Here is a 24,632-nt window from a genome sequence, read left to right on the forward strand (position 1 = left end):
GTTAAGTCATCCATATTATTGGCGCATAAATTTGCTAATTATGGATGACTTTTATGAAAACCTTGCTATTACCTACTTTGCTTCTATCACTAATACAGCTATCTGCTTGCAGCAGTTCTAGTGATGACTATGAACCGGTATTTTCCGATGCCTATCTACAGTTTTACAATGGCTCGTCAAATAGCGCCGCTACACTTATGGCAGAAGTAGATGGCAATACGTTAGGTACAGCCACATACGGCGATGCATCAGGATTGATTACTTCACAAAGCGGTGAGCTAGAATTAGAGTTTTTCCGGATAGATGCTGATGATCAACAAGTGATTTTAGAAGAAGTAACGGTTGATTTATCAGAAGGTGAAAAAGTACTAATGATCTTAAGCTGTGAATATGAAAGCCCCTCTTTTACCACGCATCGTTATATACGTGAGGAACTTGAAGCTCATTTCCGCTTATTTGCTACTTCAGTCATTAGTGGATCTGAAGGTTATGATTTATATATGAATGCGGCAGGAGAACCTTTTAGTGCTGCACATCTATTAGGTACTATTAACTTACAACAATTTGATGAGTTAACTTATTGGGATCCAGACACCGATAGTGATTATTTCAACGAAGGCGAATATATTCTTTATCTAACAACGCCTGGGTCAAATGTGCCATTTTTTGAAAGTGCCACTATCAGTTTTGCCTTCGATACTGAATATGTTTTAGCGTTAAGAACTACCACTGGTGCTATTCAAGACAATGTTGTTATAGATCTTATTATTAATTCTTCGGCCGTTGCTAATTACACTGACGAAGATGCAACAGCGCAATATCGTGTTTATAATAGTCTAGATGATGCGGATTCAGTTAGTTTAACCTTAGCAGGCAATAAAGGAACAACTGACGATACGATTCTGAGCGCAAATACTTTAAGTGATTTTAGTGAAGTAGAATTTGGGGATTATCGATTATCGATTAACGGCTAAGTTAGGTGATGAAGGTTTTAATAACCGCTTAGTGACGTTGAATCAAGGAGAGAGCAAAGCAGTCATTCTGTATCGAGATGCACAAGGGACACTAAATTCCTTATCATTTAAAGAAAGTAATTTACCGCAAGTATTTGATCATCAAATTCAGATTGTTAATTTGACGCCTGATTTTTTTGATATTGATTTCTATTTTGTGCGTCAAGACGAGACCATAGAAAGCGCCGAGTATCTAGTTGCGGGTTTAGATTATGAAGAGAGCAGGAGTATCACCTTGCCAAGTGACTTTTATGAGCTTATTGCAGTGTTTGATGACAGTAACGATACTCAAGTACTACTTGATAGAACCGAGTTAATTGGAATTAACGAAGAGGTCAATTATATTATTACTGTTGAAAAAACAGATGACTCAGACACAGGGTTTAAGATTTCTATTCTAGATTAACCTTAACTTGACCAATACAGGCCTCTTAGGAGGCATTTTTGTTATCAAGAGAAAAGAACAGAACCTTGAAATCAAGGCTCTGCATAAGCAACGTGTGTGTAAACAGCATCCTAATTGATATATCAGGTCCTTTCTTATTATTTTTTAAGATTAGACTATCGCAGCATAGCGATTTCTGTTAGTATTTCGCGCCCTTTTAACTGGGGTATGTATAAAAAAGCAGCTAAACACTGTTTTTTTGCAGCTAAACGGCTCGGAAGAGTCTTAATTTTTAATAGCGGAGCACTAACATGATCCAAATGCAAACTAACCTGGAGGTTGCTGATAATTCCGGCGCTCGCAGGGTTCAGTGTATTAAGGTTCTTGGTGGCTCGCATCGCCGTTATGCACATATTGGTGACATCATCAAAGTTACTGTCAAGGAAGCAATTCCTCGCGGTAAAGTAAAAAAAGGTGATGTACTAACTGCAGTGGTGGTGCGTACTAGAAAAGGCGTACGTCGTCCAGATGGATCCTCGATCCGTTTTGACAGCAACGCAGCTGTTTTGCTTAATGCAAACAAGCAACCTATTGGTACGCGTATCTTTGGTCCGGTTACTCGAGAACTTCGTGTGAATAACATGAAAATTGTCTCGCTAGCCCCTGAGGTATTATAAGGAGTCACGATATGGCTAATAAAATTCGTCGTGATGATGAAATCATCGTTTTGGCTGGTAAAGATAAAGGAAAACAAGGCAAAGTGCTTAAAGTTCTTCCCGCTTCTAACCGACTAATCGTTGAAGGTGTGAGCATGATCAAGAAGCATACTAAACCTAACCCTCAATTGGGTGTGGCTGGTGGCATTGTTGAGAAAGAAGCATCGATTCACGTATCAAATGTAGCGGTCTACAACTCGAAAACGGGTAAAGCAGATCGTGTGGGTTTCCGTCTTGAAGGTGAGAAGAAAGTTCGTTTCTTCAAATCAGACGGCGAACTAGTATAAAAATTGGAGAGTACGATGGCGAAACTGCATGATTTTTATAAAGACTCAGTTGTAGCGGAACTTGCTAAGCAGTTCAACTATAACAGCGTCATGCAAGTCCCTCGGATTGATAAAATCACTCTAAACATGGGTTTAGGTGAAGCGGTAGCAGACAAAAAGGTATTAGAAAATGCCACGGCTGAGATGCAAGCAATTGCTGGTCAAAAGCCTATTGTAACTGTTGCTCGTAAATCTGTAGCGGGTTTTAAAATCCGTGAAGGTTATCCGATTGGCTGTAAAGTAACCCTACGTGGTGAACGTATGTGGGAATTCTTTGAACGTTTAGTGTCAATAGCAATTCCTCGTATCCGTGATTTCCGTGGCTTAAATCCTAAGTCATTCGATGGTCGCGGTAACTTTAGCATGGGCGTTCGTGAGCAAATTATCTTCCCTGAAATCGAATTCGATAAAGTGGACAAGATACGCGGTATGGATATCACTATCACTACTAGCGCACAAACCGATGCGGAAGCACACGCTTTATTAAGCGCGTTCAACTTCCCGTTTAAAAAGTAAGGTGTAGGGTTATGGCAAAAGAATCAATGAAAGCGCGCGAAGTAAAACGTGCGAAGCTAGTTGTTAAGTTCGCGGTAAAACGCGCAGCGCTTAAAGCAACTATCAGCGATGTCAACTCTTCTGACGAAGAACGTTGGGACGCTGTTCTTAAGCTACAACAACTGCCACGTGACTCATCTGTAAGTCGTAAGCGTAATCGCTGCAACATTACAGGTCGTCCACATGGTTTCCTACGCAAGTTTGGCATGAGTCGTATCAAGTTGCGTGAAGCAGCGATGCGCGGCGAAGTGCCTGGCTTGAAAAAAGCCAGTTGGTAAGGGGTAGCTGATATGAGTATGCAAGATCCTATCGCGGATATGTTTACCCGCGTACGTAATGGCCAGATGGCTAGTAAAGTTTCTGTTTCTATGCCTTCGTCTAAAGTTCGTGTTGCAATTGCAGGCGTGCTAAAAGAAGAAGGTTATGTAACAGAGTTCGCTGTGTCTGGTGACGTTAAGCCTGTATTAGAAGTGACTTTAAAGTACTTCGAAGGCAAAAAAGTAATCGAGAGCATTGAGCGCGTAAGTCGCCCTGGTCTTCGCATCTATAAGAAAAAAGATGAGTTGCCAAAAGTAATGGGTGGTTTAGGTGTGGCTATCGTGTCTACCTCTAAAGGTGTGATGACTGACCGTGCAGCGCGTAAAGCGGGCATGGGTGGTGAAATCATCGGCTACGTAGCGTAAGGGGAATAATATGTCACGTATAGCAAAAGCTCCTGTTGATATCCTGTCTGGTGTAGAAATATCTATCGCTGGCCAAGAAGTCACAGTTAAAGGTAAAAATGGCACCCTAGTTCGTGTATTTAATGATGCAGTTGAAGTAGTACAGGAAGAAAACCAATTAATGACTAAACCTCGTGAAGGTAAAGCAAATGGTTGGGCACAATCCGGTACAGCTCGCTCTTTATTAAACAACATGATTCTTGGTGTATCTCAAGGTTTTGAGAGGAAACTATTGTTAAATGGTGTTGGTTACCGTGCGCAAGCTCAAGGTACAAAACTAAATCTAACTCTGGGTTTCTCACACCCTGTAGCATACGAAATGCCTGAAGGTATTTCTGTTGAAACTCCTACTCAAACTGAAATCATCGTCAAAGGCGTAGATAAACAGTTGTTAGGTCAGGTTGCAGCTAACATCCGCGCATACCGTCCACCAGAGCCTTATAAAGGCAAAGGCGTTCGTTACGCAGAAGAAGTTGTGCGTCGTAAAGAAGCTAAGAAGAAATAAGGAGTCAGTACGATGGATAAAAAATCAGCTCGTTTGCGTCGCGCTACTCGTGCACGCAAAAAAATTAGTGAATTGGCCGCGCATCGCTTGGTTGTTAACCGCACACCGCGTCACATATACGCTCAGTTAATCGCACCTAGCGGTTCTGAAGTATTGGCGTCGGCTTCAACAGTTGAAACTGAACTAGCTGGTAGCCTTAAGGGCACTGGTAACTCAGCGGCAGCAGCGGCTATTGGCAAAGCGATCGCAGAACGCGCTATCGAAAAAGGCATCAAAAAAGTTGCTTTTGACCGTAGCGGATTCAAGTATCACGGTCGAGTTAAAGCATTAGCTGACGCAGCCCGCGAAGCTGGCCTTCAGTTCTAGGAGTTAATTATGGCTAAAGTAGAAGTTCAAAACGGTGGTGATCTGTTAGAAAAGCTAATTGCCGTTAACCGTGTGTCTAAAGTAGTTAAAGGTGGTCGTATCTTTAGTTTTACTGCTTTGACAGTAGTTGGTGACGGTAATGGTCGTGTAGGTTTTGGTTATGGTAAAGCACGTGAAGTGCCTGCTGCAATTCAAAAAGCTATGGAAAAAGCACGTCGCAATATTGTGAATGTTGATCTTAATGGCAACACGTTACAGCACCCAATAAAAGGCCGTCACTCAGGCTCTAAGGTTTACATGCAACCAGCATCTGAAGGTACTGGTATTATTGCCGGTGGTGCAATGCGTGCAGTCCTTGAAGTTTCGGGTGTACAAAACGTACTTTCAAAATGTTACGGATCTACCAATCCAATTAACGTTGTGCGTGCAACTATCAATGCGTTGACAGAAATGAATTCGCCTGAGTCAGTTGCCGCTAAACGTGGATTGTCTGTATCACAGATTTTGGGGTAATTGATCATGACTAAAATGATTAAAGTAAAGCAAACAAAAAGTTCTATTGGTCGTTTACCTAAGCATAAAGCTACGCTTACTGGTTTAGGTCTTCGTCGAATAGGTCATATTCGTGAGCTAGAAGACACCCCTTCTGTCCGTGGCATGATCAACCGTGTATTTTACATGGTTGAAGTAGTGGAGGAGTAAAAGATGCATTTGAATACTCTTGCTCCTGCACCTGGAGCGAAAAATTCTGGTAAACGTGTGGGTCGCGGTATGGGCTCTGGTCTTGGAAAAACTGGTGGCCGTGGTCACAAAGGTCAAAAGTCTCGCTCAGGCGGTTCTGTAAAACCTGGTTTTGAAGGCGGGCAAATGCCAATTCAGCGTCGTCTACCTAAGTTCGGTTTTACATCTCGTAAATCTTTGGTTACTGACCAAGTTACGTTAAGTGAGATCGCTAGAGTAGAGGGTGATGTGGTATCACTTGAATCTTTAAAAGCAGCAGGTCTTATTAAGAAAGAAATGCTGTTCGTTAAAGTAATGAAAAGTGGTGACATTGCACGTGCTGTTACGATTAGTGGTTTAAAGGTATCAAAAGGCGCTCTTGAGTCAATCAAGGCGGCTGGCGGTAAAGTAGAGGAATAGGCTAGATGGCTAAACCAGGACAGGATTCAAGCGCCAAAGGCGGCTTGAGCGAGCTTAAATCAAGATTGTTGTTCGTACTTGGTGCGATCATAGTTTTTAGGTTGGGTTCTTATGTACCTATTCCTGGTATTGACGCTGCGGTGTTAGCTCAGTTATTTGAGCAACAGAAAGGTACAATCGTGGAGATGTTTAACATGTTCTCCGGTGGTGCACTTGAACGCGCGTCAGTTCTAGCCCTAGGCATCATGCCTTATATTACAGCTTCCATTATTATTCAGTTGATGTCACATATGCATCCACCGATGATGGAGCTTAAAAAGGAAGGTGAAGCTGGACGTCGTAAAATTAGTCAATACACACGTTATTTTACGTTAGTGTTGGCTTCTTTCCAAGCAGTTGGAATAGCGACAAATCTACCCAACCTAATACAAGGTTTGGTGATTAATCCCGGCTTCGGTTTTTACTTTACAGCATGGATAAGCTTAGTCACGGGAACGATGTTCCTAATGTGGTTAGGTGAACAAATTACAGAGAGAGGTATTGGTAACGGTATCTCTATTCTGATTTTTGCCGGTATTGTATCTGGTTTGCCATCAGCATTAGGTAATGTTGCTGAGATGGCAAGACAAGGTGAACTGAACTTATTGTTCTTGATGTTAGTGGGCGTAATCATTATTGCCGTCACTTACTTTGTTGTATTCGTAGAGCGTGGTCAGCGACGTATCGTTGTTAACTACGCAAAACGTCAACAAGGTCGAAAGGTTTTTGCTGCACAAAGTACGCACTTACCTTTAAAGGTGAACATGGCGGGTGTTATTCCTCCTATCTTTGCATCAAGTATTATTTTGTTCCCTGGAACCATTGCAAATTGGTTTGGTCAGAATGAGTCATTATCTTGGTTGCAAGATGTGGCGCTACAGTTGTCCCCTGGACAACCTTTGTATGTGATGTTGTATGCTGCGACGATTATTTTCTTCTGTTTCTTCTACACCGCTTTGGTTTTTAACCCACGCGAGACGGCAGATAATTTGAAGAAGTCTGGGGCTTTTGTTCCTGGTATTCGTCCTGGTGAACAAACATCTAAATATGTTGATAAAGTGATGACTCGCCTTACTTTGGCAGGTGCACTTTACATAACCTTTATATGTTTAGTGCCTGAGTTCATGTTAATCGCCTGGAACGTTCCGTTCTACTTTGGCGGTACGTCACTGCTTATTATGGTAGTGGTAATCATGGATTTCATGGCGCAGGTACAGACTCATTTGATGTCCAATCAATATGATTCTGTTCTTAAAAAAGCTAATCTTAAAGGCTATGGCCGCTAAGTTAGCGATTTACGGAGTGATGAAATGAAAGTTCGTGCATCAGTCAAGCGGATTTGCCGTAACTGTAAAATCGTTAAGCGCAACGGTGTTGTGCGTGTGATTTGCAGTTCTGACCTTAAGCATAAGCAAAGGCAAGGTTAATCGACTGGATTGGGGGTCGTCTAGATACACTAGCGCCTCAATCCTTATTTGCAATTTAGTTATTGGGTAAGTATCCTATCGGGCTTTTTAGGCTAATAACTATAAATTATAAGGAGTACTGTTAATGGCCCGTATCGCTGGCATTAACATCCCTGAGCACAAGCATACTGTAATTGCATTATCTGCGATTTATGGTGTTGGCTCCACACGTGCAAAAAGCATTTGTGTGGCCTCTGGTGTTGCAGAGACAACCAAGATCAAAGATCTTAGTGAAGAACAGATTGATAAACTTCGTGATGAAGTTGCTAAGTTCACAGTTGAAGGTGACCTTCGCCGTGAAGTATCAATGAGTATCAAACGTTTGATGGATTTAGGTTGCTACCGTGGTATTCGCCATCGTCGTAGTCTTCCTCTACGTGGTCAGCGCACTAAAACTAATGCGCGTACCCGTAAAGGTCCTCGCAAAGCAATAAAACGATAAGCGGGGGATATTATGGCTAAAGCACAAACCAAAACGCGTAAGCGCGTAAAACGTCAAGTTGCTGATGGTATGGCTCATATTCATGCCTCTTTCAACAATACAATAGTGACTATTACTGACCGACAGGGCAATGCTCTGTCATGGGCAACATCAGGTGGTTCTGGTTTCCGTGGTTCACGTAAATCAACCCCATTTGCTGCTCAAGTAGCTGCTGAACGTGCTGGTACAGCCGCTCAGGATTACGGTTTGAAAAACATAGAAGTGTTCGTTAAGGGCCCAGGTCCAGGTCGTGAATCTGCGATCCGAGCTTTGAACTCTGCTGGTTATAAAATCACTAATATTACCGATGTGACACCTATTCCTCACAACGGTTGTCGTCCACCGAAAAAACGTCGCGTTTAATCGACGGACAGTTGGAGAAAGATCATGGCAAGATATTTGGGTCCAAAACTCAAACTTAGCCGTCGCGAAGGAACAGATTTATTCCTTAAAAGCGGCGTTCGAGCAATCGAATCTAAATGTAAAATTGATACCGCACCTGGTCAACATGGCGCCCGTCGTGGCCGCTTGTCTGATTACGGTGTTCAGTTACGTGAAAAGCAAAAAGTACGTCGTATGTATGGTGTATTGGAAAAGCAATTCCGTAACTATTACAAAGAAGCAGCACGCTTAAAAGGCAACACAGGTGAAAACTTGTTACAGCTTTTGGAGCAGCGTCTAGACAACGTCGTATACCGCATAGGTTTTGCAAGTACTCGTGCTGAAGCGCGTCAACTAGTAAGCCATAAAGCCATTTTGGTTAACGGTAAAGTTGTTAACGTTCCTTCTTTTAACGTTTCTGCTGATGATGTTGTGTCCGTTCGTGAGAAAGCGAAAAAGCAAGCGCGTATCGTCGCTGCACTGGAACTAGCTGATCAGCGTGAAAAACCAGTTTGGATTGAAGTAGATAACAAGAAGATGGAAGGCACATTTAAACGTGTTCCTGAAAGAACTGACTTATCAGCTGATATTAACGAACAGTTGATCGTCGAACTTTACTCTAAGTAAAGCTTAAAGAAGAGAGGAAACAATGTCGGGTTCTGTAACTGAATTCTTAAAACCAAGATTAGTTGAAATTGATAACGTCTCGTCAACTCGCGCAAAGGTCACACTTGAACCTTTAGAACGTGGGTTTGGCCATACGCTAGGTAACGCGTTACGTCGCATCTTATTGTCTTCAATGCCAGGATGTGCTGTAACAGAAGTTGAAATCGATGGTGTATTGCATGAATACAGCACCAAAGAAGGCGTTCAAGAAGATGTTATTGAAATATTGCTTAACCTTAAAGGTTTAGCCGTACGTCTTGAAGGCAAAACTGAAGCAACACTAACTCTAGTGAAATCCGGTGCGGGACCAGTGTTAGCTGGTGATATCCAGCATGATGGCGATGTGGAAATTGTTAACCCTGACCATTTGGTTTGTACTCTAACTGGCGAAGCTGAACTCAGCATGCGTATTAAAGTAGAAATGGGTCGTGGTTATGTTCCTGCATCAACTCGCCGCTCTTCAGAAGAAGATGATCGACCTATTGGTCGTTTATTAGTGGATGCTTCATATAGCCCAGTTGATCGCATATCTTACAATGTTGAGTCTGCTCGAGTAGAGCAAAGAACCGACCTTGATAAGCTGATCATTGACATGGAAACAAATGGCACTATAGATCCGGAAGAAGCGATACGTCGTGCAGCTACTATTTTAGCTGAACAATTAGACGCATTCGTTGAACTTCGTGATATTTCTGAACCAGTTGAAAAAGAAGAAAAACCGGAATTTGACCCGATTTTACTTCGACCTGTTGATGATTTAGAACTAACTGTACGCTCAGCTAACTGTTTGAAAGCCGAAGCCATTCAATATATTGGTGACCTAGTACAACGTACCGAAGTTGAGTTGTTAAAAACTCCTAACTTAGGTAAGAAGTCTCTTACAGAGATTAAAGACGTGCTAGCTTCTCGTGGACTGTCTCTAGGCATGCGCTTAGAAAACTGGCCACCAGAGTCAATCGCTGAAAAAGATTAATCAGGTTTTCGAATCTGATTTGTAAAGAAGGATAAAACTATGCGCCATCGTAAAAGTGGTCGTCAGTTAAATCGTAACAGCAGTCATCGTCAAGCTATGTTTAAAAATATGGCTGGTTCTTTGGTTAAACATGAGTTGATTAAGACAACTCTACCAAAGGCGAAAGAACTGCGTCGCGTAATTGAGCCTCTTATCACACTTGCTAAGCAAGACAGTGTAGCTAATCGCCGTTTGGCAATGGCACGTACTGGTGATAAAGAAGTTGTTGGTAAATTGTTCAACGAACTAGGTCCTCGCTATGATGAGCGTCCTGGTGGTTATATCCGCATTTTAAAATGTGGATTCCGTACTGGTGATAAAGCACCTATGGCCTATGTTGAATTGGTTGATCGCCCTGAAGTAGAAGCAGTCGTAGAGATTGAAGAAACTGAAGCGGAGTAAACAACCGTATCAAATAAAAAAGCCAGACCTAGTCTGGCTTTTTTGTATCTATAGTGAATTTATTTATTATTATCTAAAACCTGAGAAAGTTCCTCAGTTGTTGCCCCACCATTGATTGCGTAAGCTTGAAGTTTGTCCACATCAACTCCCGCATTTTGTGCAATCTCAATAATCCTTTTCACATACTCTCTATGGGCACTTGATTCACGAACCGCTGTAGTGATAACTATCTCAGCATCATTTGGAAAGACCGCCAGTAAGGCTTCAACTGCATATTCGCCTACAAAGGGTACTGCGCTTATAGCTGACTGTAATATATCTACAATCTTATTTGGATGTTCTTTCGCTAGAGACTGGACAATATAATCAGCTGAATCAGGCTCAGTTAAAACAGCAATTCGCACTATTTCAGTTAATTGTTCAGGCGTTGAATGAGCTGCTGCTGTCACTACAAAGTCAATGTAGCTTGGATCTGCATTAATAGCCGTTTCAACAATACTTGTGCAGCTGCTAATACCTTTATTGAGTGCCATAGTGACAACTTCATCAGCTAAGGTAGGTTGTGCTGAAATAGCTGCATGGATGATCTCTTTGTATTTATCGGGATATAAATCAAGTGCCGTACCAACTATTGAGGCTGCTCGTTGTGGGTAATGACCTACTATGGTCTTAATTGCTCTACCGAGAGTGATATTTTGTTCAATTTGTATTTGAAGAAATTTTTCACTTAATTGACTATGATTCGTTCCATCCTTCGTTTCGGTTGTAAATGCGCTAGGTAGATATGCTAGAGAACTACAGACTATTGCCAATCTAACAATTTTTTTCATACCTTTAACACCACTGCTTTATTAATCTGTAGATATGACATGTAGAAAAGAAAAAGATTCAATTTATTAACAACTGAACAGTCTTTCAACATTTTGAAGGAAAAATAAGCGGGTTATGTAATTAAAACATATTAATTGTTTTTAAGGGTTGACGGCCAAGTATAAATCTATACCATGCGCCCTCGCTTCAAGGATGACCCGTTAGGTCAACCGCAACAAACTAGGTTTCTCAGTTTGTTGCATATACGGTAAACGTATAGTTGATGCGGGATGTAGCAAGATTTAATTAAAAAGAAAATAAATTAAATTGTTGACATCATATGGGAACCGCGTATTATTCGCCTCCCGCTTAAGAGGGTCTACGGACAACCACTTAAGCCGCTAACGCAGTTAGCATGCTCTTTAACAATTAGAACAAGACAATCTGTGTGGACACTCACGAAGTGAGAGTTCACCAAAAAAAATTCATATTTTTAATATTTAATTGAAGAGTTTGATCATGGCTCAGATTGAACGCTGGCGGCAGGCCTAACACATGCAAGTCGAACGGAAACATGTCTAGCTTGCTAGATGATGTCGAGTGGCGGACGGGTGAGTAATACTTAGGAACATGCCTTTGGGTGGGGGATAACTATTGGAAACGATAGCTAATACCGCATAACGTCTACGGACCAAAGGGGGGAGCTTGCTCCTCTCGCCCAGAGAGTGGCCTAAGCGAGATTAGCTTGTTGGTGAGGTAAAGGCTCACCAAGGCGACGATCTCTAGCTGTTCTGAGAGGAAGATCAGCCACACTGGGACTGAGACACGGCCCAGACTCCTACGGGAGGCAGCAGTGGGGAATATTGCACAATGGGCGCAAGCCTGATGCAGCCATGCCGCGTGTGTGAAGAAGGCCTTCGGGTTGTAAAGCACTTTCAGTTGTGAGGAAAGCTTGGTGGTTAATACCCATCAGGTATGACGTTAGCAACAGAAGAAGGACCGGCTAACTCCGTGCCAGCAGCCGCGGTAATACGGAGGGTCCGAGCGTTAATCGGAATTACTGGGCGTAAAGCGCACGCAGGCGGTTTGTTAAGCTAGATGTGAAAGCCCCGGGCTCAACCTGGGAATAGCATTTAGAACTGGCAGACTAGAGTCTTGGAGAGGGGAGTGGAATTTCTGGTGTAGCGGTGAAATGCGTAGATATCAGAAGGAACATCAGTGGCGAAGGCGACTCCCTGGCCAAAGACTGACGCTCATGTGCGAAAGTGTGGGTAGCGAACAGGATTAGATACCCTGGTAGTCCACACCGTAAACGCTGTCTACTAGCTGTTTGTGGATTTAATCCGTGAGTAGCGAAGCTAACGCGATAAGTAGACCGCCTGGGGAGTACGGCCGCAAGGTTAAAACTCAAATGAATTGACGGGGGCCCGCACAAGCGGTGGAGCATGTGGTTTAATTCGATGCAACGCGAAGAACCTTACCTACTCTTGACATACTAGAAAGGCAGAAGAGATTTTGCTGTGCCTTCGGGAATCTAGATACAGGTGCTGCATGGCTGTCGTCAGCTCGTGTCGTGAGATGTTGGGTTAAGTCCCGCAACGAGCGCAACCCTTGTCCTTAGTTGCCAGCCTTAAGTTGGGCACTCTAAGGAGACTGCCGGTGACAAACCGGAGGAAGGTGGGGACGACGTCAAGTCATCATGGCCCTTACGAGTAGGGCTACACACGTGCTACAATGGCGAGTACAGAGGGAAGCGAACCTGCGAGGGTAAGCGGATCCCTTAAAGCTCGTCGTAGTCCGGATTGGAGTCTGCAACTCGACTCCATGAAGTCGGAATCGCTAGTAATCGCAAATCAGAATGTTGCGGTGAATACGTTCCCGGGCCTTGTACACACCGCCCGTCACACCATGGGAGTGGGTTGCAAAAGAAGTAGGTAGTCTAACCTTCGGGAGGACGCTTACCACTTTGTGATTCATGACTGGGGTGAAGTCGTAACAAGGTAACCCTAGGGGAACCTGGGGTTGGATCACCTCCTTACTATTACGGCGGACCTTGCTTCGTTGAGTGTTCACACAGATTGTTTTGTTTTGATGAAGAGAAACCGAGAGACTTTGTATTTATGAGTATTTTTGTTCGGGCCTAGGCTAGAGCGAAGTTACCAATATTTACGGGGCTATAGCTCAGCTGGGAGAGCGCCTGCCTTGCACGCAGGAGGTCAGCAGTTCGATCCTGCTTAGCTCCACCACTTATCTGGCCTAGTCAGAATAATAGGCTTGTAGCTCAGCTGGTTAGAGCGCACCCCTGATAAGGGTGAGGTCGGCAGTTCAAGTCTGCCCAAGCCTACCAACTCTTGGTTTTTAATAAGATTAAGTAACCTTAATCAATGCGTACTTATTAGTGTTCACTAGTCAGTGTTTATTGATTAAGGTTTTTTAAACCTTAATTGTAGCCAGCGTGTAACGCAGGTCACAATGTTCTTTAACAATATGGAAAGCTGATAAAAAGTAATCGAAAACTAAAAGAGTGTTCTTAGGAACTTACTCTATCTGATTTTGTGATGAAAACTTGTCACGCATACAACGGCAATACTCTGTTTATTCAGGTATTGCACCTAACGCTTAACGAAAAGGTAAGCGGGTAGGGCGAGTTATTTCGACAAATTGAGCAGTTACTCGTTCAAAGTGTGGAAATAGCGACTATTCGGTTTCTGATCGAGTTGAACGGCGAACGAGTGAGGGCGTGAAACGAAGAGCAGGAAGCGAAGACGAAGCTATTTGGGGTTGTATGGTTAAGTGACTAAGCGTATACGGTGGATGCCTAGGCAGTTAGAGGCGATGAAGGACGTGTAAGTCTGCGATAAGCTGTGGAGAGCCGACAAAATGCTTTGACCCACAGATTTCCGAATGGGGAAACCCGGCGCTTCGGCGTCATCTATACATGAATACATAGTGTATAGAAGCAAACGAGGGGAACTGAAACATCTAAGTACCCTTAGGAAAAGAAATCAACAGAGATTCCCCTAGTAGCGGCGAGCGAACGGGGAGCAGCCGAGTAGTAATGAAGTAGTGGAATGTGTTGGAAAGCACAGCGATACAGGGTGATAGCCCCGTACACGAAGCGTCATTATTGCCATATTAAGTAGGTCGGGACACGTGTTATCTTGACTGAAGATGGGGGGACCATCCTCCAAGGCTAAATACTCCTAACTGACCGATAGTGAACCAGTACCGTGAGGGAAAGGCGAAAAGAACCCCTGTGAGGGGAGTGAAATAGAACCTGAAACCGTATACGTACAAGCAGTAGGAGCAAGCTCTCGTAAGAGAATAGTCTTGTGACTGCGTACCTTTTGTATAATGGGTCAGCGACTTATATTTAGTAGCAAGGTTAACCGAATAGGGGAGCCGTAGCGAAAGCGAGTGTTAACTGCGCGTTGAGTTGCTAGGTATAGACCCGAAACCGAGTGATCTAGCCATGGGCAGGTTGAAGGTTGAGTAACATCAACTGGAGGACCGAACCGACTAACGTTGAAAAGTTAGCGGATGACTTGTGGCTGGGGGTGAAAGGCCAATCAAACTCGGAGATAGCTGGTTCTCCCCGAAAGCTATTTAGGTAGCGCCTCGGATGAATACCACAGGGGGTAGAGCACTGTTAAGGCTAGGGGGTCATCCCGACTTACCAACCCTTTGCAAACTCCGAATACCTGTGAGTACTATCCGGGAGACACACGGCGGGTGCTAACGTCCGTCGTGAAGAGGGAAACAACCCAGACCGCCAGCTAAGGTCCCTAAATATTACTAAGTGGGAAACGAGGTGGAAAGGCACAGACAGCTAGGAGGTTGGCTTAGAAGCAGCCATCCTTTAAAGAAAGCGTAATAGCTCACTAGTCGAGTCGGTCTGCGCGGAAGATGTAACGGGGCTAAGTAATATACCGAAGCTGCGGACTTGCGCATCACTTAACATTATTTAAATACCGAGCTAACAGCAACGTGCATAAGCACCTGCTGGTAAAGCGTCTCAACACAGTCGAGGTTTCGATTGTCGATGAGGTAAAGGTAAGCGAAACGAGTAATGTTAAGGATGCGCAAGTGGTAGGGGAGCGTTGTGTAAGTGGCTGAAGGTGAGCTGAGAGGCGAGCTGGACATATCACAAGTGCGAATGCTGACATGAGTAACGATAATGGGGGTGAAAAACCCCCACGCCGGAAGACCAAGGTTTCCTGTCCCATGCTAATCAGGGCAGGGTAAGTCGGCCCCTAAGGCGAGGCAGAAATGCGTAGTCGATGGGAAACGGATTAATATTTCCGTACTTGGTATATCAGTGAAGGGGGGACGGAGAAGGTTATGCAAGCCTGGCGTTGGTTGTCCAGGTGAAAGTGCGTAGGGTTGTGACTTAGGTAAATCCGGGTCGCACTTCTTAAATGAAGAGCTCGAGACACGAGACGAGACTCCAAGGAGTTGAAGTTGCAAATACCATGCTTCCAGGAAAAGCCTCTAAACTTATGATATATCGAACCGTACCCCAAACCGACACAGGTGGTCAGGTAGAGAATACTAAGGCGCTTGAGAGAACTTGGGTGAAGGAACTCGGCAAAATCGTACCGTAACTTCGGGAGAAGGTACGCCTCTGTTTGTGATTGAACTTGCTTCATGAGCGAATGGGGGCCGCAGTGAAATGGTGGCTGGAACTGTTTATTAAAAACACAGCACTGTGCTAAATCGAAAGATGACGTATACGGTGTGACGCCTGCCCGGTGCCGGAAGGTTAATTGATGGGGTTATCTTCGGAGAAGCTCTTGATCGAAGCCCCGGTAAACGGCGGCCGTAACTATAACGGTCCTAAGGTAGCGAAATTCCTTGTCGGGTAAGTTCCGACCTGCACGAATGGCGTAATCATGGCCACGCTGTCTCCACCCAAGACTCAGTGAAATTGAAATTGCAGTGAAGATGCTGTGTACCCGCACCTAGACGGAAAGACCCCGTGAACCTTTACTATAGCTTGGCACTGAACATTGACCCTACATGTGTAGGATAGGTGGGAGACATTGAAGCATTGTCGCTAGATGATGTGGAGTCTACCTTGAAATACCACCCTTGTAGGTTTGATGTTCTAACATTGTTCCCTTATCGGGAATGTGGACAGTGTCTGGTGGGTAGTTTGACTGGGGCGGTCTCCTCCCAAAGTGTAACGGAGGAGCACGAAGGTTGGCTAATCCTGGTCGGACATCAGGAGGTTAGTGCAATGGCATAAGCCAGCTTAACTGCGAGACAGACACGTCGAGCAGGTACGAAAGTAGGTCATAGTGATCCGGTGGTTCTGAATGGAAGGGCCATCGCTCAACGGATAAAAGGTACTCCGGGGATAACAGGCTGATACCGCCCAAGAGTTCATATCGACGGCGGTGTTTGGCACCTCGATGTCGGCTCATCACATCCTGGGGCTGAAGTCGGTCCCAAGGGTATGGCTGTTCGCCATTTAAAGTGGTACGCGAGCTGGGTTTAGAACGTCGTGAGACAGTTCGGTCCCTATCTGGTGTGGGCGTTGGATGATTGAAGGGAGCTGCTCCTAGTACGAGAGGACCGGAGTGGACGAACCGCTGGTGTTCGGGTTGTTTTGCCAAAGGCATTGCCCGGTAGCTACGTTCGGAATCGATAAGCGCTGAAAGCATCTAAGCGCGAAGCGAGCCCTAAGATGAGTCATCCCTGTACATTTAATGTACCTAAAGGGTTGTTGAAGACTACGACGTTGATAGGCAGGGTGTGGAAGCGTAGCAATGCGTTGAGCTAACCTGTACTAATTGCCCGTGAGGCTTAACCATACAACGCCCAAGTGGCTTTTTATAAACGCACTATCGTGCTGTCGTGATATGTTGTCGCAAAATCGTGTCCCATGATGGTCACAGTTTGCTGACAAGTATCTTACTCGCTAAAGTTAAAAGCGAGGGACAAACGAGACGGTGATATAAGAAACATAAAGCGTTTGATGAGTGACAAGTAACAACACAAGATTATAGAGTAAGACTAGAGACATTCTTTAGCCTCGATTACAGCTCAACTCGCAAGAGAAGAGCATCAGCTTTTACATATTAATTTATTGAGTAAAAACTCGATAGATAACAGTTTTTGTCTGGCGACAATAGCGATGTGGCACCACCTGATCCCATTCCGAACTCAGAAGTGAAACACATTAGCGGCGATGGTAGTTTGGGGTCTCCCCATGCGAGAGTAGCACATTGCCAGGCTCCCATTTAAAGAAAGGGCTATCCGCAAAGGTAGCCCTTTTTTGTTTGCCCAGCGAAGCTGGCAAACCCGTTCGCTTGAAAGATAGCAGAGTCACCCTGACTAAGGGGAAGATAGTCCGAATGGCAAGGGGTTTATAACGCTGCAATGTAGTACATCGGTCGTTACTCACCTAGCTAACAGTGGGGTCTGAAGGAAACCATAGGAAGATACCAATCCGCATTAAGTTTTTCTCACCTCTAGCCAGTCTCGTGAACACATTTTTGTCACGCGTTTTACATCGCTAACAAAATCAATCCAAGCGATTGAGCTAGCATCAACAATATCGTCATAGCCGCTAAAACATCGAATAGCTAAATGATGTTGGCGAAGCCAACTCCACACTTGCTCTATTGGGTTTAGCTCCGGTGAATACGGGGGCAACTTTAAGATACTCACATTGCTGATATCCTCCACCAATGACGCTTGATGCCATCCTGCTGGAGCGCCAGCCCGGACCATCCATTATCACCACAGCATGTCTACCTGTTTGGGTTTTCGCTGAGAGCTGTTCGAGGTGTTGAGTCATGATGTTTTTATCAACATAAGGCGCTATCAATGCCTCTGTTTCGCCTGTGGCAGGACACACAGCCAAAACAAATAAGCATAGGATGCCCCGCATAGTCAAATTGTTGTTGCTTAACCGCCCTTGGTCGACAGCCTTTCATCGACCAAATGCGTGTGGTGGTATTTTACTGGCTAAAACCCGCTTCATCCTGAAACCAAAAATCCACCTTATCTAGTGCAATATGTCTGGGGATCAACTTGATCGTTTCAATTTGCAGTTTTTTTAAAGTTTTCTTGGGCTTCTTCTGATTGCTTAGGGTGTTTCGAGCGACTTGTCGTCCAGCTGAGCCCCAGTGATTTGAGTAAATTATAAATGGAGTTCTGATGATAGTTGACCGCAAAGACCTGCTGAATATAGCTTTGCAATCAACTAGATTTGTTATTGCAGCTTTACTACAGGTGTTCCCGCAAAATGGTATTTAGCGATCACTACGGGCATCTTTTTGAACTACATCAACTTCGCAATATACAATGTTTTTGCTGCGCTGGATTTCAGATTGCTTAGCCCATACTTAGCCCGCATTTTGATTTTTACTCTCTCCCCATCTATGGGTTGATTACCGATAAATTGATAAAGCGCTAGCCTGCTCCAAGAGGTAACCCCATGCCCTCATATTTGGTTTTTTAAAACATATTTAAAAATTTAGGGAATAAATTGATTTTCCATTCGTTATCCATGTGTCACTTACATAAAACTACAGGAAACGAAGATGATTAAGTTAAATAAAATAGTAAACCTAATGGTTATAGCTGGCGTGGTTCACTATAACAGTGCGGCCTTTGCAGCTAACATACAAACGAGTCAAGACACTCATTTCGCCAACCAAATCACAGTGTCGCAACAAGCGGATGCCGATCAAGCCAGTGTTAATAACGCAACTGAATCCGATTCTGATTCATCGATGCAAAGCAATCAGGATGCGCAGGGAAATACTAACACTCAGGCCAATGCTGATAGCAACAGTGAACAACAGCAAGCGGGATCTACAGCGGATGAAACTACCGAAATGACCAGCACTCAATTGGGCAAGCTAAATACTGATTTAGTGGCGAAGAGCATGCAAAGTTTCAGTGGTTCGGCAACCCAATCAACATCTGTGATCGCCACTAATAGTCTGTCTACTTTGTCGCAGCTTGAATCACCAACAATGCCTGAAACAGAACCATCAGGACCATCAGAGCCAATGAATGATGCTGATGCTGTGCAAGAAACCACGGCGAGTGAAATGCCTGAAGTGCCTGAATTTAGCAATGCAGTTGCCCTTGATAACACCACTGATGTTGCAAACCGCCTAGCCGCTAATGTGGAACAACTGACTAGCTTAGATGTAACCACTCAGGCCAATCAGGTTATCGAACAGTCTGTCAATTCAACCATTACAGATAGCATTGCGAGTAATGCACAAAGCTCAGTGGTGCAAACCATGAATAGTCAAATTGATACCTTGGTTGCCGAGCAAATCAATGCCGAAGTAGCCAATGCGACCACATCTGAAGTCGATAATACTATCAACAGCGACTTAGATTTGGGGATTTAAGCTTACTGAATGTCAATCATACGCCGGCCTAGAGCCGGCGTTGTTTTATACCTATAGGTGGTTAAGATGAAAATATTTTTTAGCAATATGACATGTGTTCTAGCACTAACAACAAGTTCGCTGGCATTCGCAGCACCTCAATCCAGTTTTAAACTCAATGGTGAAGTGGGAGGGGGACTTATATTCAATTCTGCTTTGAGTATAGACGAGTTGGATGAGGTGTCTTCTCAAAGTGATAATGGTTATGAATACAATGGGGAGGTTAAAGGTAAGTGGCAATTAACTGATAATGCCAAACTATCTTCTAGCTATGCCTACAATCAAAAAACATACAGTGAATATTCCCAGTATGATCTAGCCTTACATCAGCTCAGCGTTGATGGCAGTTATAAAATTAACCGCAGTGAAATTGGAGTACGTGTTGACGGCGCTAGTGCTTCTGTAGCGGGTGAAACGTTTTTAAATTACCAACAAGCGAGTCTTTATTTAGGTCACTTTATTCAGCCAGAAACCTATTTGCGCACTAGTGTTAAAGTAAAAAATAAATCTTTTTCGGAATTGTCCGCTCGAGATGCGAGTGGGTTTGGTACAACCTTTGACATGTTTCACTTCATGGACGGTGCCAACACCATGTTGATATTTGGGTTAAGTGCAGAAAAAGAAAATGCTCAAGATAGTCAGTTCGATTATTTTGGGCTAGGCATTCATACTAAAATTACTCATAAGTTCAGTCTATTTGGTCTTAGTTCTAAAGTGGGGCTCGGCTTACGTTATCAAAAGAAAGACTACCAAAGTCTTACAGTGGAAACCCTACAGGCCGCGGATACGAATGAGAGAGATGAAAATAGGCAGGTAATAGAAGCGAACTGGGACTTACACTTATTAGATAATTTGTCAGTGAAGACAGAGTTGCAACATGGTGACTTTAAGTCTCAACTTGAAAGCCAAACCTATCAGCAAACCACCGCCAGTGTTGGTTTAAAATACACCTTTTAATTATCCCCTTTAAGATAAAACTATGTACGAGCACATTAAAGTTTGAAACTGACTTCAGCATTATGTCCCCCTTACACGGGGCTTTTGCTTGGTTTGCTAAATCACTCTTAACAACACAATTACACTTTTGACTGAAGGTAGCCGTCTAAGGGGACGGTTAGGTTTGTTTTCATTATTTCCGCTTTGAGCGAATTACAGTCAGACGATTAAGTAGCGGTGACGATCGCCTATACTGAGGAAGCAGATGGTGACATATTCCCGTCTATTCTCCGTCATTCCCGCGAAGGCGGGAACCTCCAAACCAAATGGCTAATCTAAAAGAATCGTCCTTTTCAACATGGCAATTTTTGCATATATTTATTAACGATTGAAAAGAAATTCAACTATGAAACGGCCCTGCATATACATTCTCACTAATGATAACAACAGCACGCTATACATCGGGGTAACAAGTCATTTAGTGCAGCGTATTTATCAACATAAAAACAAACAAGTGAAGGGCTTTAGCTCAAAATACAACTTGAATAAACGAGTCTATTTTGAGCAACTTGAAGATCTGGATAGCGCAATATGTCGAGAGAAAAGGCTCAAGAAATGGAACCGAGAATGGATTGAGCTTACTGGGGCTATTTTGGGGTTCCCGCCTTCGCGGGAATGACGTGTAATAGCTTGTAAATCCTCATCATCCGCTATCTGCTATTTGTAATCGTTAAGTAAGTGGTTCACCAACGCCAGGTAATGGCACAAACGCCCCAGTCAGGTTTAACGCTCGACTGACCGCTTTTAGGCTCACGGAGCTGCCTGTCAGACAATTTCTGCTCAATGACGGCAATTGACAAAGCACCAATTTGGTAAAACGCACTGATTGACCGCTTGCGTTCATTTTGGCTAGCTAGCCTATCAGCAAAGTTTGAGTTTTAAACATTAATTCGATCCCACAGAATAAAGTCTTTGAATGGCACCTGCGCCAAAGATGGGATCTCTTCCTTTTGGACCAAGGTCAACAGCTTGCTCCAAAAGGCTGATTAACACGCTGACTCTATTCAGCTTTTGATGCATAGTCTGCTTCGCCAATACACATGCAAGTGCCGCGGAAACCACAGGGGCTGCCATAGAAGTACCAGACTCTTTACCTAAGCTTTGTTGCGGTTGTGCGCTTAACACATTCACACCTAATGCTGAGTAATCAATATAGTCTCCACGATTAGACCAGCGGTATGGTTGTCGATTTTTATCAAAGGCACTCACCGCGATAACATTTTCATAGCCCGCTGGATAAACAGCTGCAGCGGCTGGACCTTCATTTCCAGCGGCAGCAACAATAAAGGCTCCCTTATGGATGGCGGTGTTTATTACGTGTTCAAGTATACGATTGTCAGGTCCGGCTAAACTCATATTAATCACTGCGATTTTCTGCTCAAGCATCCAATTCAAGGCGTCGATAATGGCACTTAAGGTGGCACCTTGTGAAAAGTCGGACTGCCGGTAAAACACTTCTGCTGAATACAGCTCAGCTTGGGGAAGTAAAGCCGTTAGCTCATCGGTATTTCCAATAAGCACACTGGCCACCGCACTTCCATGCAAAGAGGGAGACCTTAGATTGTTGGCTAAAAATGATTTTGCGTAAATCTTAGCAGTAGAAAATGCTCTGTGCTTTGTATCTATGGCACTGTCTATCATGCCAATACGCACCGGGGTGTCGCACATGATCCCTTGGTGTGTCGCGGTTTTTGTTATTATTCTGCTGTCTATGGGAAGGTTTTTCCGAGTTTGTGCTTGATATATGTGATTGCGATCTAAAGTTTTAAAGGTGTTGTGAGACAAGTGTTTTGCTAATGCGGGTTTAGTATTTAATACATCGGGTACTGTAAAACGTAATAAGGTCAGGCCTAAGCCAGCATAGGATTGGCTTGATTCAATTTTGGCACCCAGTCCAATCAAAACTTGTTTACTGTGCTGATCGGCCATTACTATCCATTGATTTTTTACCGCTCTGAAACCTTCTTCTACTTCTACGTCCATCAGGAGCGGGTTGATTAGGTCTGGGCCAATTGGTAACGATTTTGGAAGTTTGATAATTGGCTCTGTGACTAGCTCTGCTATTGGCGGTAATGTACTTAAAGAAAATGGACGAGCATTGATCCTTTGACTGCGATGATTTTGGAGGCCCATAGCGGTGTCTTGTAACTGATCTACTTGCTTTACAAGTGCATCGGTATTAACAATTTGTGCCAAAGTCATTTGGCTGAAGACCAGCAGACTGGCAAGGGTAACGTTGCGTAATATCATGTAGTTCTCGAGCTGAAAATAGTAAAATTAAACAGTAAACGTTTCAGCCATAAATAAATTTCATTATTTTTGGAATAAAAGTCAGGCCCATTCGTCATCTTTGTAAATAAGAGATAAACAAGAGTAACAGCAATGCATGAATCGTTTGAAAATATCATACCCATGTTACGGCGCTTTGCCTATTCACTAACCGGTAGCAATGCGGATGCCGATGATTTAGTGCAAGCCACATTTGAAAAAATATTAACTAAGGGATTACCTGATGACGTGGAGATCCTTAAGTGGGCGTTCAAAGTGTGTCGCAATGTTTGGATCGATGAATATCGTTCACTCAAAGTCAGACAAAAAGCAACACAAGCTCCAGAGTTACAAGAGCAGGCCGCAGTAGAACAGCAAAAACAACATGAGTCTCAAGACATGCTGTCTAAGGTTAATTCTGCAATGCACACCTTACCCCATGACCAGCGTTCTATTTTGTCGTTGGTTGCTCTGCAAGGTATGGCTTACAAAGATGTGGCTGCCATCTTAGAAATTCCAATAGGCACGGTTATGAGTCGTCTATCTCGAGCCAGACATTCCTTACTGAATTTGGTCAGGCCACAAGAGTTAGAGGAAAACGCATGAACATTAGCAATGATCTGTTAAGTGGTTTTTTAGATGCAGAATTACCGCCAGAAGACATGGAACAGGTTCGATTGGCCCTTGAAACCGATGATGACTTAGTGATGCGAATGGCTGAATTGTCTCAGGTTGATCAGTGGGTGTTAGAACACGCTCAGCAAATTGATCATACCGAGGTGCCACAAAAATTAGTGGTGCTGGCACAACAACTTGATGTTAAGAGCAACAGAAATACCACCGCTGCTGTGAATAATGTGGTGCAGATCTCGCCTTGGAAAAAATGGACTGCGGATATAAAAACACCCTATGCCATGGCCGCTGGTGTTGCGTTGGTGGCAAGTATCGCTATGTTGAATTTGTCTCAGCAAACGACTGAGCTTGGTTTTTCCAATGACATAGCGGCAGTGTTAAATACTGAATTGAGTGGTGAGACCGCCTACCTCGCAGACGGAAGTATGGTGAAAGCACAACTGAGTTTTGCAAATCAACAGGGGCAACTGTGTCGCCAGTTTCAAGTGGCCAGCAGTGACAGCCGCGTTACCAAAATCGCTTGTAAACAATCCAGCGGTTGGCAACTTGAAGCCCAATTTTCCGAGGAAGGTGATTTAATTACTGGTGATTATCAAACGGCTTCAAGCCGCCAACAGTTGGAAGCGGTGATTGATGGAATGATCAGTGGCAACGCACTGGATAGAAACCAAGAACAACAAGCAATCAATCATCAATGGCAATTTGAAAATCAACAAAGAGGTGACCTATGAAATATTTAATCACGTTATTAACCCTGACATTATTTATATCCGGCTGTGCTTCAAAGCCAGACTATCGGTTGGCTAAAAATGGCTCCGTGGGCTACAGTGATCAAAAAATCACCGACGACCGTTTCCGAGTGCAGTTTAAAAGTCATTCGAAAACCGTAGCCGATGCATCAGATTATGCACTGTTACGCGCTGCCGAGTTAACTCAGCAACAAGGTTACGACTGGTTTGTGGTCACCAGCAAAGAAACCTTTGTGGAGTCAGAAAAACAGCAACCAGGATCGTCTGTTGGTTTTACACAAACAAGTCAGATGGAACGAAATTGCGGATTATTAACCTGTGAAAGCCGTAGTCGTCCATCTAAAGAAGTGGGTGTGAATATCAATACTGGCATCAATAACGATCGTAAAGAAGTACATAGTATATTGGAAATACGTATGGGTAAGGGCGTAAAACCTAATGAAGACAGCTATGGTGCTCAGGATGTGGTTGATAATCTGAGTGAGAAGATTAACCAGAATTGATAGGGGTTTTAACAAAGACAGGTATTAAAGCCTTAAGCCAATACCATTAGGAAACTTAAATCAGACGTCATTGAATAT

Annotated in this window: 27 protein-coding genes, 2 tRNA genes, 3 rRNA genes and 1 pseudogene; 30 read left to right on the plus strand and 3 right to left on the minus strand. The window is 43.8% G+C overall.

Annotated elements, in window-relative coordinates; genetic code table 11:
• Window positions 1–53: 53 nt before the first annotated feature.
• The 19 genes from CXF95_RS30585 to rplQ all read left to right on the plus strand — a co-directional run bounded on the left by CXF95_RS30585 (window position 54) and on the right by rplQ (window position 10,175).
• Complete coding sequence (locus CXF95_RS30585; protein ID WP_232787813.1) at window positions 54–974, plus strand: hypothetical protein; 921 nt, start codon at window positions 54–56, stop codon at window positions 972–974.
• Complete coding sequence (locus CXF95_RS30590; protein ID WP_232787814.1) at window positions 943–1,419, plus strand: hypothetical protein; 477 nt, start codon at window positions 943–945, stop codon at window positions 1,417–1,419. The genes CXF95_RS30585 and CXF95_RS30590 overlap by 32 nt, the downstream gene beginning before the upstream one ends.
• A gap of 290 nt (window positions 1,420–1,709) precedes the next feature.
• Window positions 1,710–2,075 carry a 50S ribosomal protein L14 gene (rplN, locus tag CXF95_RS12435; RefSeq protein ID WP_007639984.1) on the plus strand — a complete coding sequence of 122 codons (366 nt, stop codon included), beginning with the start codon at window positions 1,710–1,712 and terminating at the stop codon, window positions 2,073–2,075.
• Window positions 2,076–2,086: 11 nt separating this feature from the next.
• Window positions 2,087–2,401, plus strand: a complete 315-nt coding sequence (gene rplX, locus CXF95_RS12440) for a 50S ribosomal protein L24 (protein ID WP_101199002.1) — start codon at window positions 2,087–2,089, stop codon at window positions 2,399–2,401.
• Window positions 2,402–2,416: 15 nt separating this feature from the next.
• Window positions 2,417–2,956, plus strand: a complete 540-nt coding sequence (rplE, locus tag CXF95_RS12445; RefSeq protein ID WP_101199003.1) for a 50S ribosomal protein L5 — start codon at window positions 2,417–2,419, stop codon at window positions 2,954–2,956.
• 11 nt (window positions 2,957–2,967) lie between these two features.
• Window positions 2,968–3,273: a 30S ribosomal protein S14 gene (gene rpsN, locus CXF95_RS12450; protein ID WP_007625692.1), complete on the plus strand. Its 306-nt coding sequence runs from the start codon at window positions 2,968–2,970 to the stop codon at window positions 3,271–3,273.
• Window positions 3,274–3,285: 12 nt separating this feature from the next.
• Window positions 3,286–3,678, plus strand: coding sequence for a 30S ribosomal protein S8 (gene rpsH / locus CXF95_RS12455; protein ID WP_007634255.1), 393 nt, complete (start codon window positions 3,286–3,288; stop codon window positions 3,676–3,678).
• Between the two features lie 10 nt (window positions 3,679–3,688).
• The gene (gene rplF, locus CXF95_RS12460) at window positions 3,689–4,222 is read left to right on the plus strand and encodes a 50S ribosomal protein L6 (RefSeq protein ID WP_101199004.1); all 534 of its coding nucleotides are present in this window, start codon (window positions 3,689–3,691) and stop codon (window positions 4,220–4,222) included.
• 12 nt (window positions 4,223–4,234) lie between these two features.
• On the plus strand, window positions 4,235–4,588 hold the full coding sequence (rplR, locus tag CXF95_RS12465; protein ID WP_007625689.1) for a 50S ribosomal protein L18: 354 nt from the start codon (window positions 4,235–4,237) through the stop codon (window positions 4,586–4,588).
• 9 nt (window positions 4,589–4,597) lie between these two features.
• A complete protein-coding gene (gene rpsE / locus CXF95_RS12470; RefSeq protein WP_007634249.1) occupies window positions 4,598–5,101 on the plus strand; it encodes a 30S ribosomal protein S5 in 504 nt (167 codons plus the stop codon).
• A 3-nt stretch (window positions 5,102–5,104) separates the two neighbouring features.
• Window positions 5,105–5,290 (plus strand): 50S ribosomal protein L30, encoded by a 186-nt coding sequence (gene rpmD, locus CXF95_RS12475; RefSeq protein WP_187292429.1) that lies wholly within the window; start codon window positions 5,105–5,107, stop codon window positions 5,288–5,290.
• Between the two features lie 3 nt (window positions 5,291–5,293).
• The gene (rplO, locus tag CXF95_RS12480) at window positions 5,294–5,728 is read left to right on the plus strand and encodes a 50S ribosomal protein L15 (RefSeq protein ID WP_101199005.1); all 435 of its coding nucleotides are present in this window, start codon (window positions 5,294–5,296) and stop codon (window positions 5,726–5,728) included.
• A 5-nt stretch (window positions 5,729–5,733) separates the two neighbouring features.
• Window positions 5,734–7,053, plus strand: coding sequence for a preprotein translocase subunit SecY (gene secY / locus CXF95_RS12485; protein WP_101199006.1), 1,320 nt, complete (start codon window positions 5,734–5,736; stop codon window positions 7,051–7,053).
• A 24-nt stretch (window positions 7,054–7,077) separates the two neighbouring features.
• Window positions 7,078–7,194 carry a 50S ribosomal protein L36 gene (gene rpmJ, locus CXF95_RS12490; protein WP_081588951.1) on the plus strand — a complete coding sequence of 39 codons (117 nt, stop codon included), beginning with the start codon at window positions 7,078–7,080 and terminating at the stop codon, window positions 7,192–7,194.
• Window positions 7,195–7,318: 124 nt separating this feature from the next.
• The gene (gene rpsM / locus CXF95_RS12495) at window positions 7,319–7,675 is read left to right on the plus strand and encodes a 30S ribosomal protein S13 (RefSeq protein WP_007625678.1); all 357 of its coding nucleotides are present in this window, start codon (window positions 7,319–7,321) and stop codon (window positions 7,673–7,675) included.
• Between the two features lie 12 nt (window positions 7,676–7,687).
• The gene (gene rpsK / locus CXF95_RS12500) at window positions 7,688–8,077 is read left to right on the plus strand and encodes a 30S ribosomal protein S11 (RefSeq protein ID WP_101199007.1); all 390 of its coding nucleotides are present in this window, start codon (window positions 7,688–7,690) and stop codon (window positions 8,075–8,077) included.
• A gap of 24 nt (window positions 8,078–8,101) precedes the next feature.
• On the plus strand, window positions 8,102–8,722 hold the full coding sequence (rpsD, locus tag CXF95_RS12505) for a 30S ribosomal protein S4 (RefSeq protein ID WP_101199008.1): 621 nt from the start codon (window positions 8,102–8,104) through the stop codon (window positions 8,720–8,722).
• A 22-nt stretch (window positions 8,723–8,744) separates the two neighbouring features.
• Window positions 8,745–9,734 carry a DNA-directed RNA polymerase subunit alpha gene (gene rpoA, locus CXF95_RS12510; protein ID WP_007625666.1) on the plus strand — a complete coding sequence of 330 codons (990 nt, stop codon included), beginning with the start codon at window positions 8,745–8,747 and terminating at the stop codon, window positions 9,732–9,734.
• A gap of 39 nt (window positions 9,735–9,773) precedes the next feature.
• Window positions 9,774–10,175 (plus strand): 50S ribosomal protein L17, encoded by a 402-nt coding sequence (rplQ, locus tag CXF95_RS12515; RefSeq protein WP_101199009.1) that lies wholly within the window; start codon window positions 9,774–9,776, stop codon window positions 10,173–10,175.
• A gap of 59 nt (window positions 10,176–10,234) precedes the next feature.
• On the opposite strand, the gene CXF95_RS12520 is transcribed toward rplQ, so the two are convergent.
• The gene (locus CXF95_RS12520) at window positions 10,235–11,005 is read right to left on the minus strand and encodes a hypothetical protein (RefSeq protein WP_101199010.1); all 771 of its coding nucleotides are present in this window, start codon (window positions 11,003–11,005) and stop codon (window positions 10,235–10,237) included.
• A 481-nt stretch (window positions 11,006–11,486) separates the two neighbouring features.
• Here CXF95_RS12520 and CXF95_RS12525 point away from each other — a divergent pair.
• The 5 genes from CXF95_RS12525 to rrf all read left to right on the plus strand — a co-directional run bounded on the left by CXF95_RS12525 (window position 11,487) and on the right by rrf (window position 17,224).
• Window positions 11,487–13,023, plus strand: a 16S ribosomal RNA gene (locus tag CXF95_RS12525).
• Window positions 13,024–13,155: 132 nt separating this feature from the next.
• A tRNA-Ala gene (locus CXF95_RS12530) sits at window positions 13,156–13,231 on the plus strand.
• 24 nt (window positions 13,232–13,255) lie between these two features.
• Window positions 13,256–13,332 (plus strand) — tRNA-Ile (locus tag CXF95_RS12535).
• A 440-nt stretch (window positions 13,333–13,772) separates the two neighbouring features.
• Window positions 13,773–16,801, plus strand: a 23S ribosomal RNA gene (locus tag CXF95_RS12540).
• A 307-nt stretch (window positions 16,802–17,108) separates the two neighbouring features.
• A 5S ribosomal RNA gene (rrf, locus tag CXF95_RS12545) occupies window positions 17,109–17,224 on the plus strand.
• Together the 16S, 23S and 5S rRNA genes with 2 tRNA genes alongside form the textbook arrangement of a ribosomal RNA operon.
• 220 nt (window positions 17,225–17,444) lie before the next feature.
• Here the strand turns inward: rrf and CXF95_RS30595 are convergent.
• Window positions 17,445–18,185: pseudogene (locus CXF95_RS30595) on the minus strand (IS630 family transposase); the annotation flags it as partial.
• Between the two features lie 353 nt (window positions 18,186–18,538).
• Between CXF95_RS30595 and CXF95_RS12560 the strand changes: the two are divergent.
• The 3 genes from CXF95_RS12560 to CXF95_RS12570 all read left to right on the plus strand — a co-directional run bounded on the left by CXF95_RS12560 (window position 18,539) and on the right by CXF95_RS12570 (window position 21,020).
• The gene (locus CXF95_RS12560) at window positions 18,539–19,366 is read left to right on the plus strand and encodes a hypothetical protein (protein ID WP_101199013.1); all 828 of its coding nucleotides are present in this window, start codon (window positions 18,539–18,541) and stop codon (window positions 19,364–19,366) included.
• 66 nt (window positions 19,367–19,432) lie between these two features.
• Window positions 19,433–20,362, plus strand: coding sequence for a surface lipoprotein assembly modifier (locus tag CXF95_RS12565; protein ID WP_101199014.1), 930 nt, complete (start codon window positions 19,433–19,435; stop codon window positions 20,360–20,362).
• Between the two features lie 385 nt (window positions 20,363–20,747).
• A complete protein-coding gene (locus tag CXF95_RS12570) occupies window positions 20,748–21,020 on the plus strand; it encodes a GIY-YIG nuclease family protein (protein WP_101199015.1) in 273 nt (90 codons plus the stop codon).
• Window positions 21,021–21,286: 266 nt separating this feature from the next.
• On the opposite strand, the gene CXF95_RS12575 is transcribed toward CXF95_RS12570, so the two are convergent.
• Window positions 21,287–22,651, minus strand: coding sequence for a S8 family serine peptidase (locus CXF95_RS12575; protein ID WP_101199016.1), 1,365 nt, complete (start codon window positions 22,649–22,651; stop codon window positions 21,287–21,289).
• Between the two features lie 132 nt (window positions 22,652–22,783).
• Between CXF95_RS12575 and CXF95_RS12580 the strand changes: the two genes are divergently transcribed.
• Genes CXF95_RS12580 through CXF95_RS12590 form a run of 3 tightly spaced genes read left to right on the plus strand, consistent with a single transcriptional unit; the run spans window position 22,784 to window position 24,554 of the window.
• Window positions 22,784–23,275: an RNA polymerase sigma factor gene (locus CXF95_RS12580; RefSeq protein WP_101199017.1), complete on the plus strand. Its 492-nt coding sequence runs from the start codon at window positions 22,784–22,786 to the stop codon at window positions 23,273–23,275.
• Window positions 23,272–24,033, plus strand: a complete 762-nt coding sequence (locus CXF95_RS12585) for an anti-sigma factor (RefSeq protein ID WP_101199018.1) — start codon at window positions 23,272–23,274, stop codon at window positions 24,031–24,033. Before CXF95_RS12580 ends, CXF95_RS12585 begins: the two co-directional genes overlap by 4 nt.
• Window positions 24,030–24,554, plus strand: a complete 525-nt coding sequence (locus tag CXF95_RS12590; protein ID WP_101199019.1) for a hypothetical protein — start codon at window positions 24,030–24,032, stop codon at window positions 24,552–24,554. The genes CXF95_RS12585 and CXF95_RS12590 overlap by 4 nt, the downstream gene beginning before the upstream one ends.
• Window positions 24,555–24,632 lie beyond the last annotated feature (78 nt).

The organism is Paraglaciecola sp. MB-3u-78 (assembly GCF_002835935.1).
Lineage (GTDB): Bacteria > Pseudomonadota > Gammaproteobacteria > Enterobacterales > Alteromonadaceae > Paraglaciecola.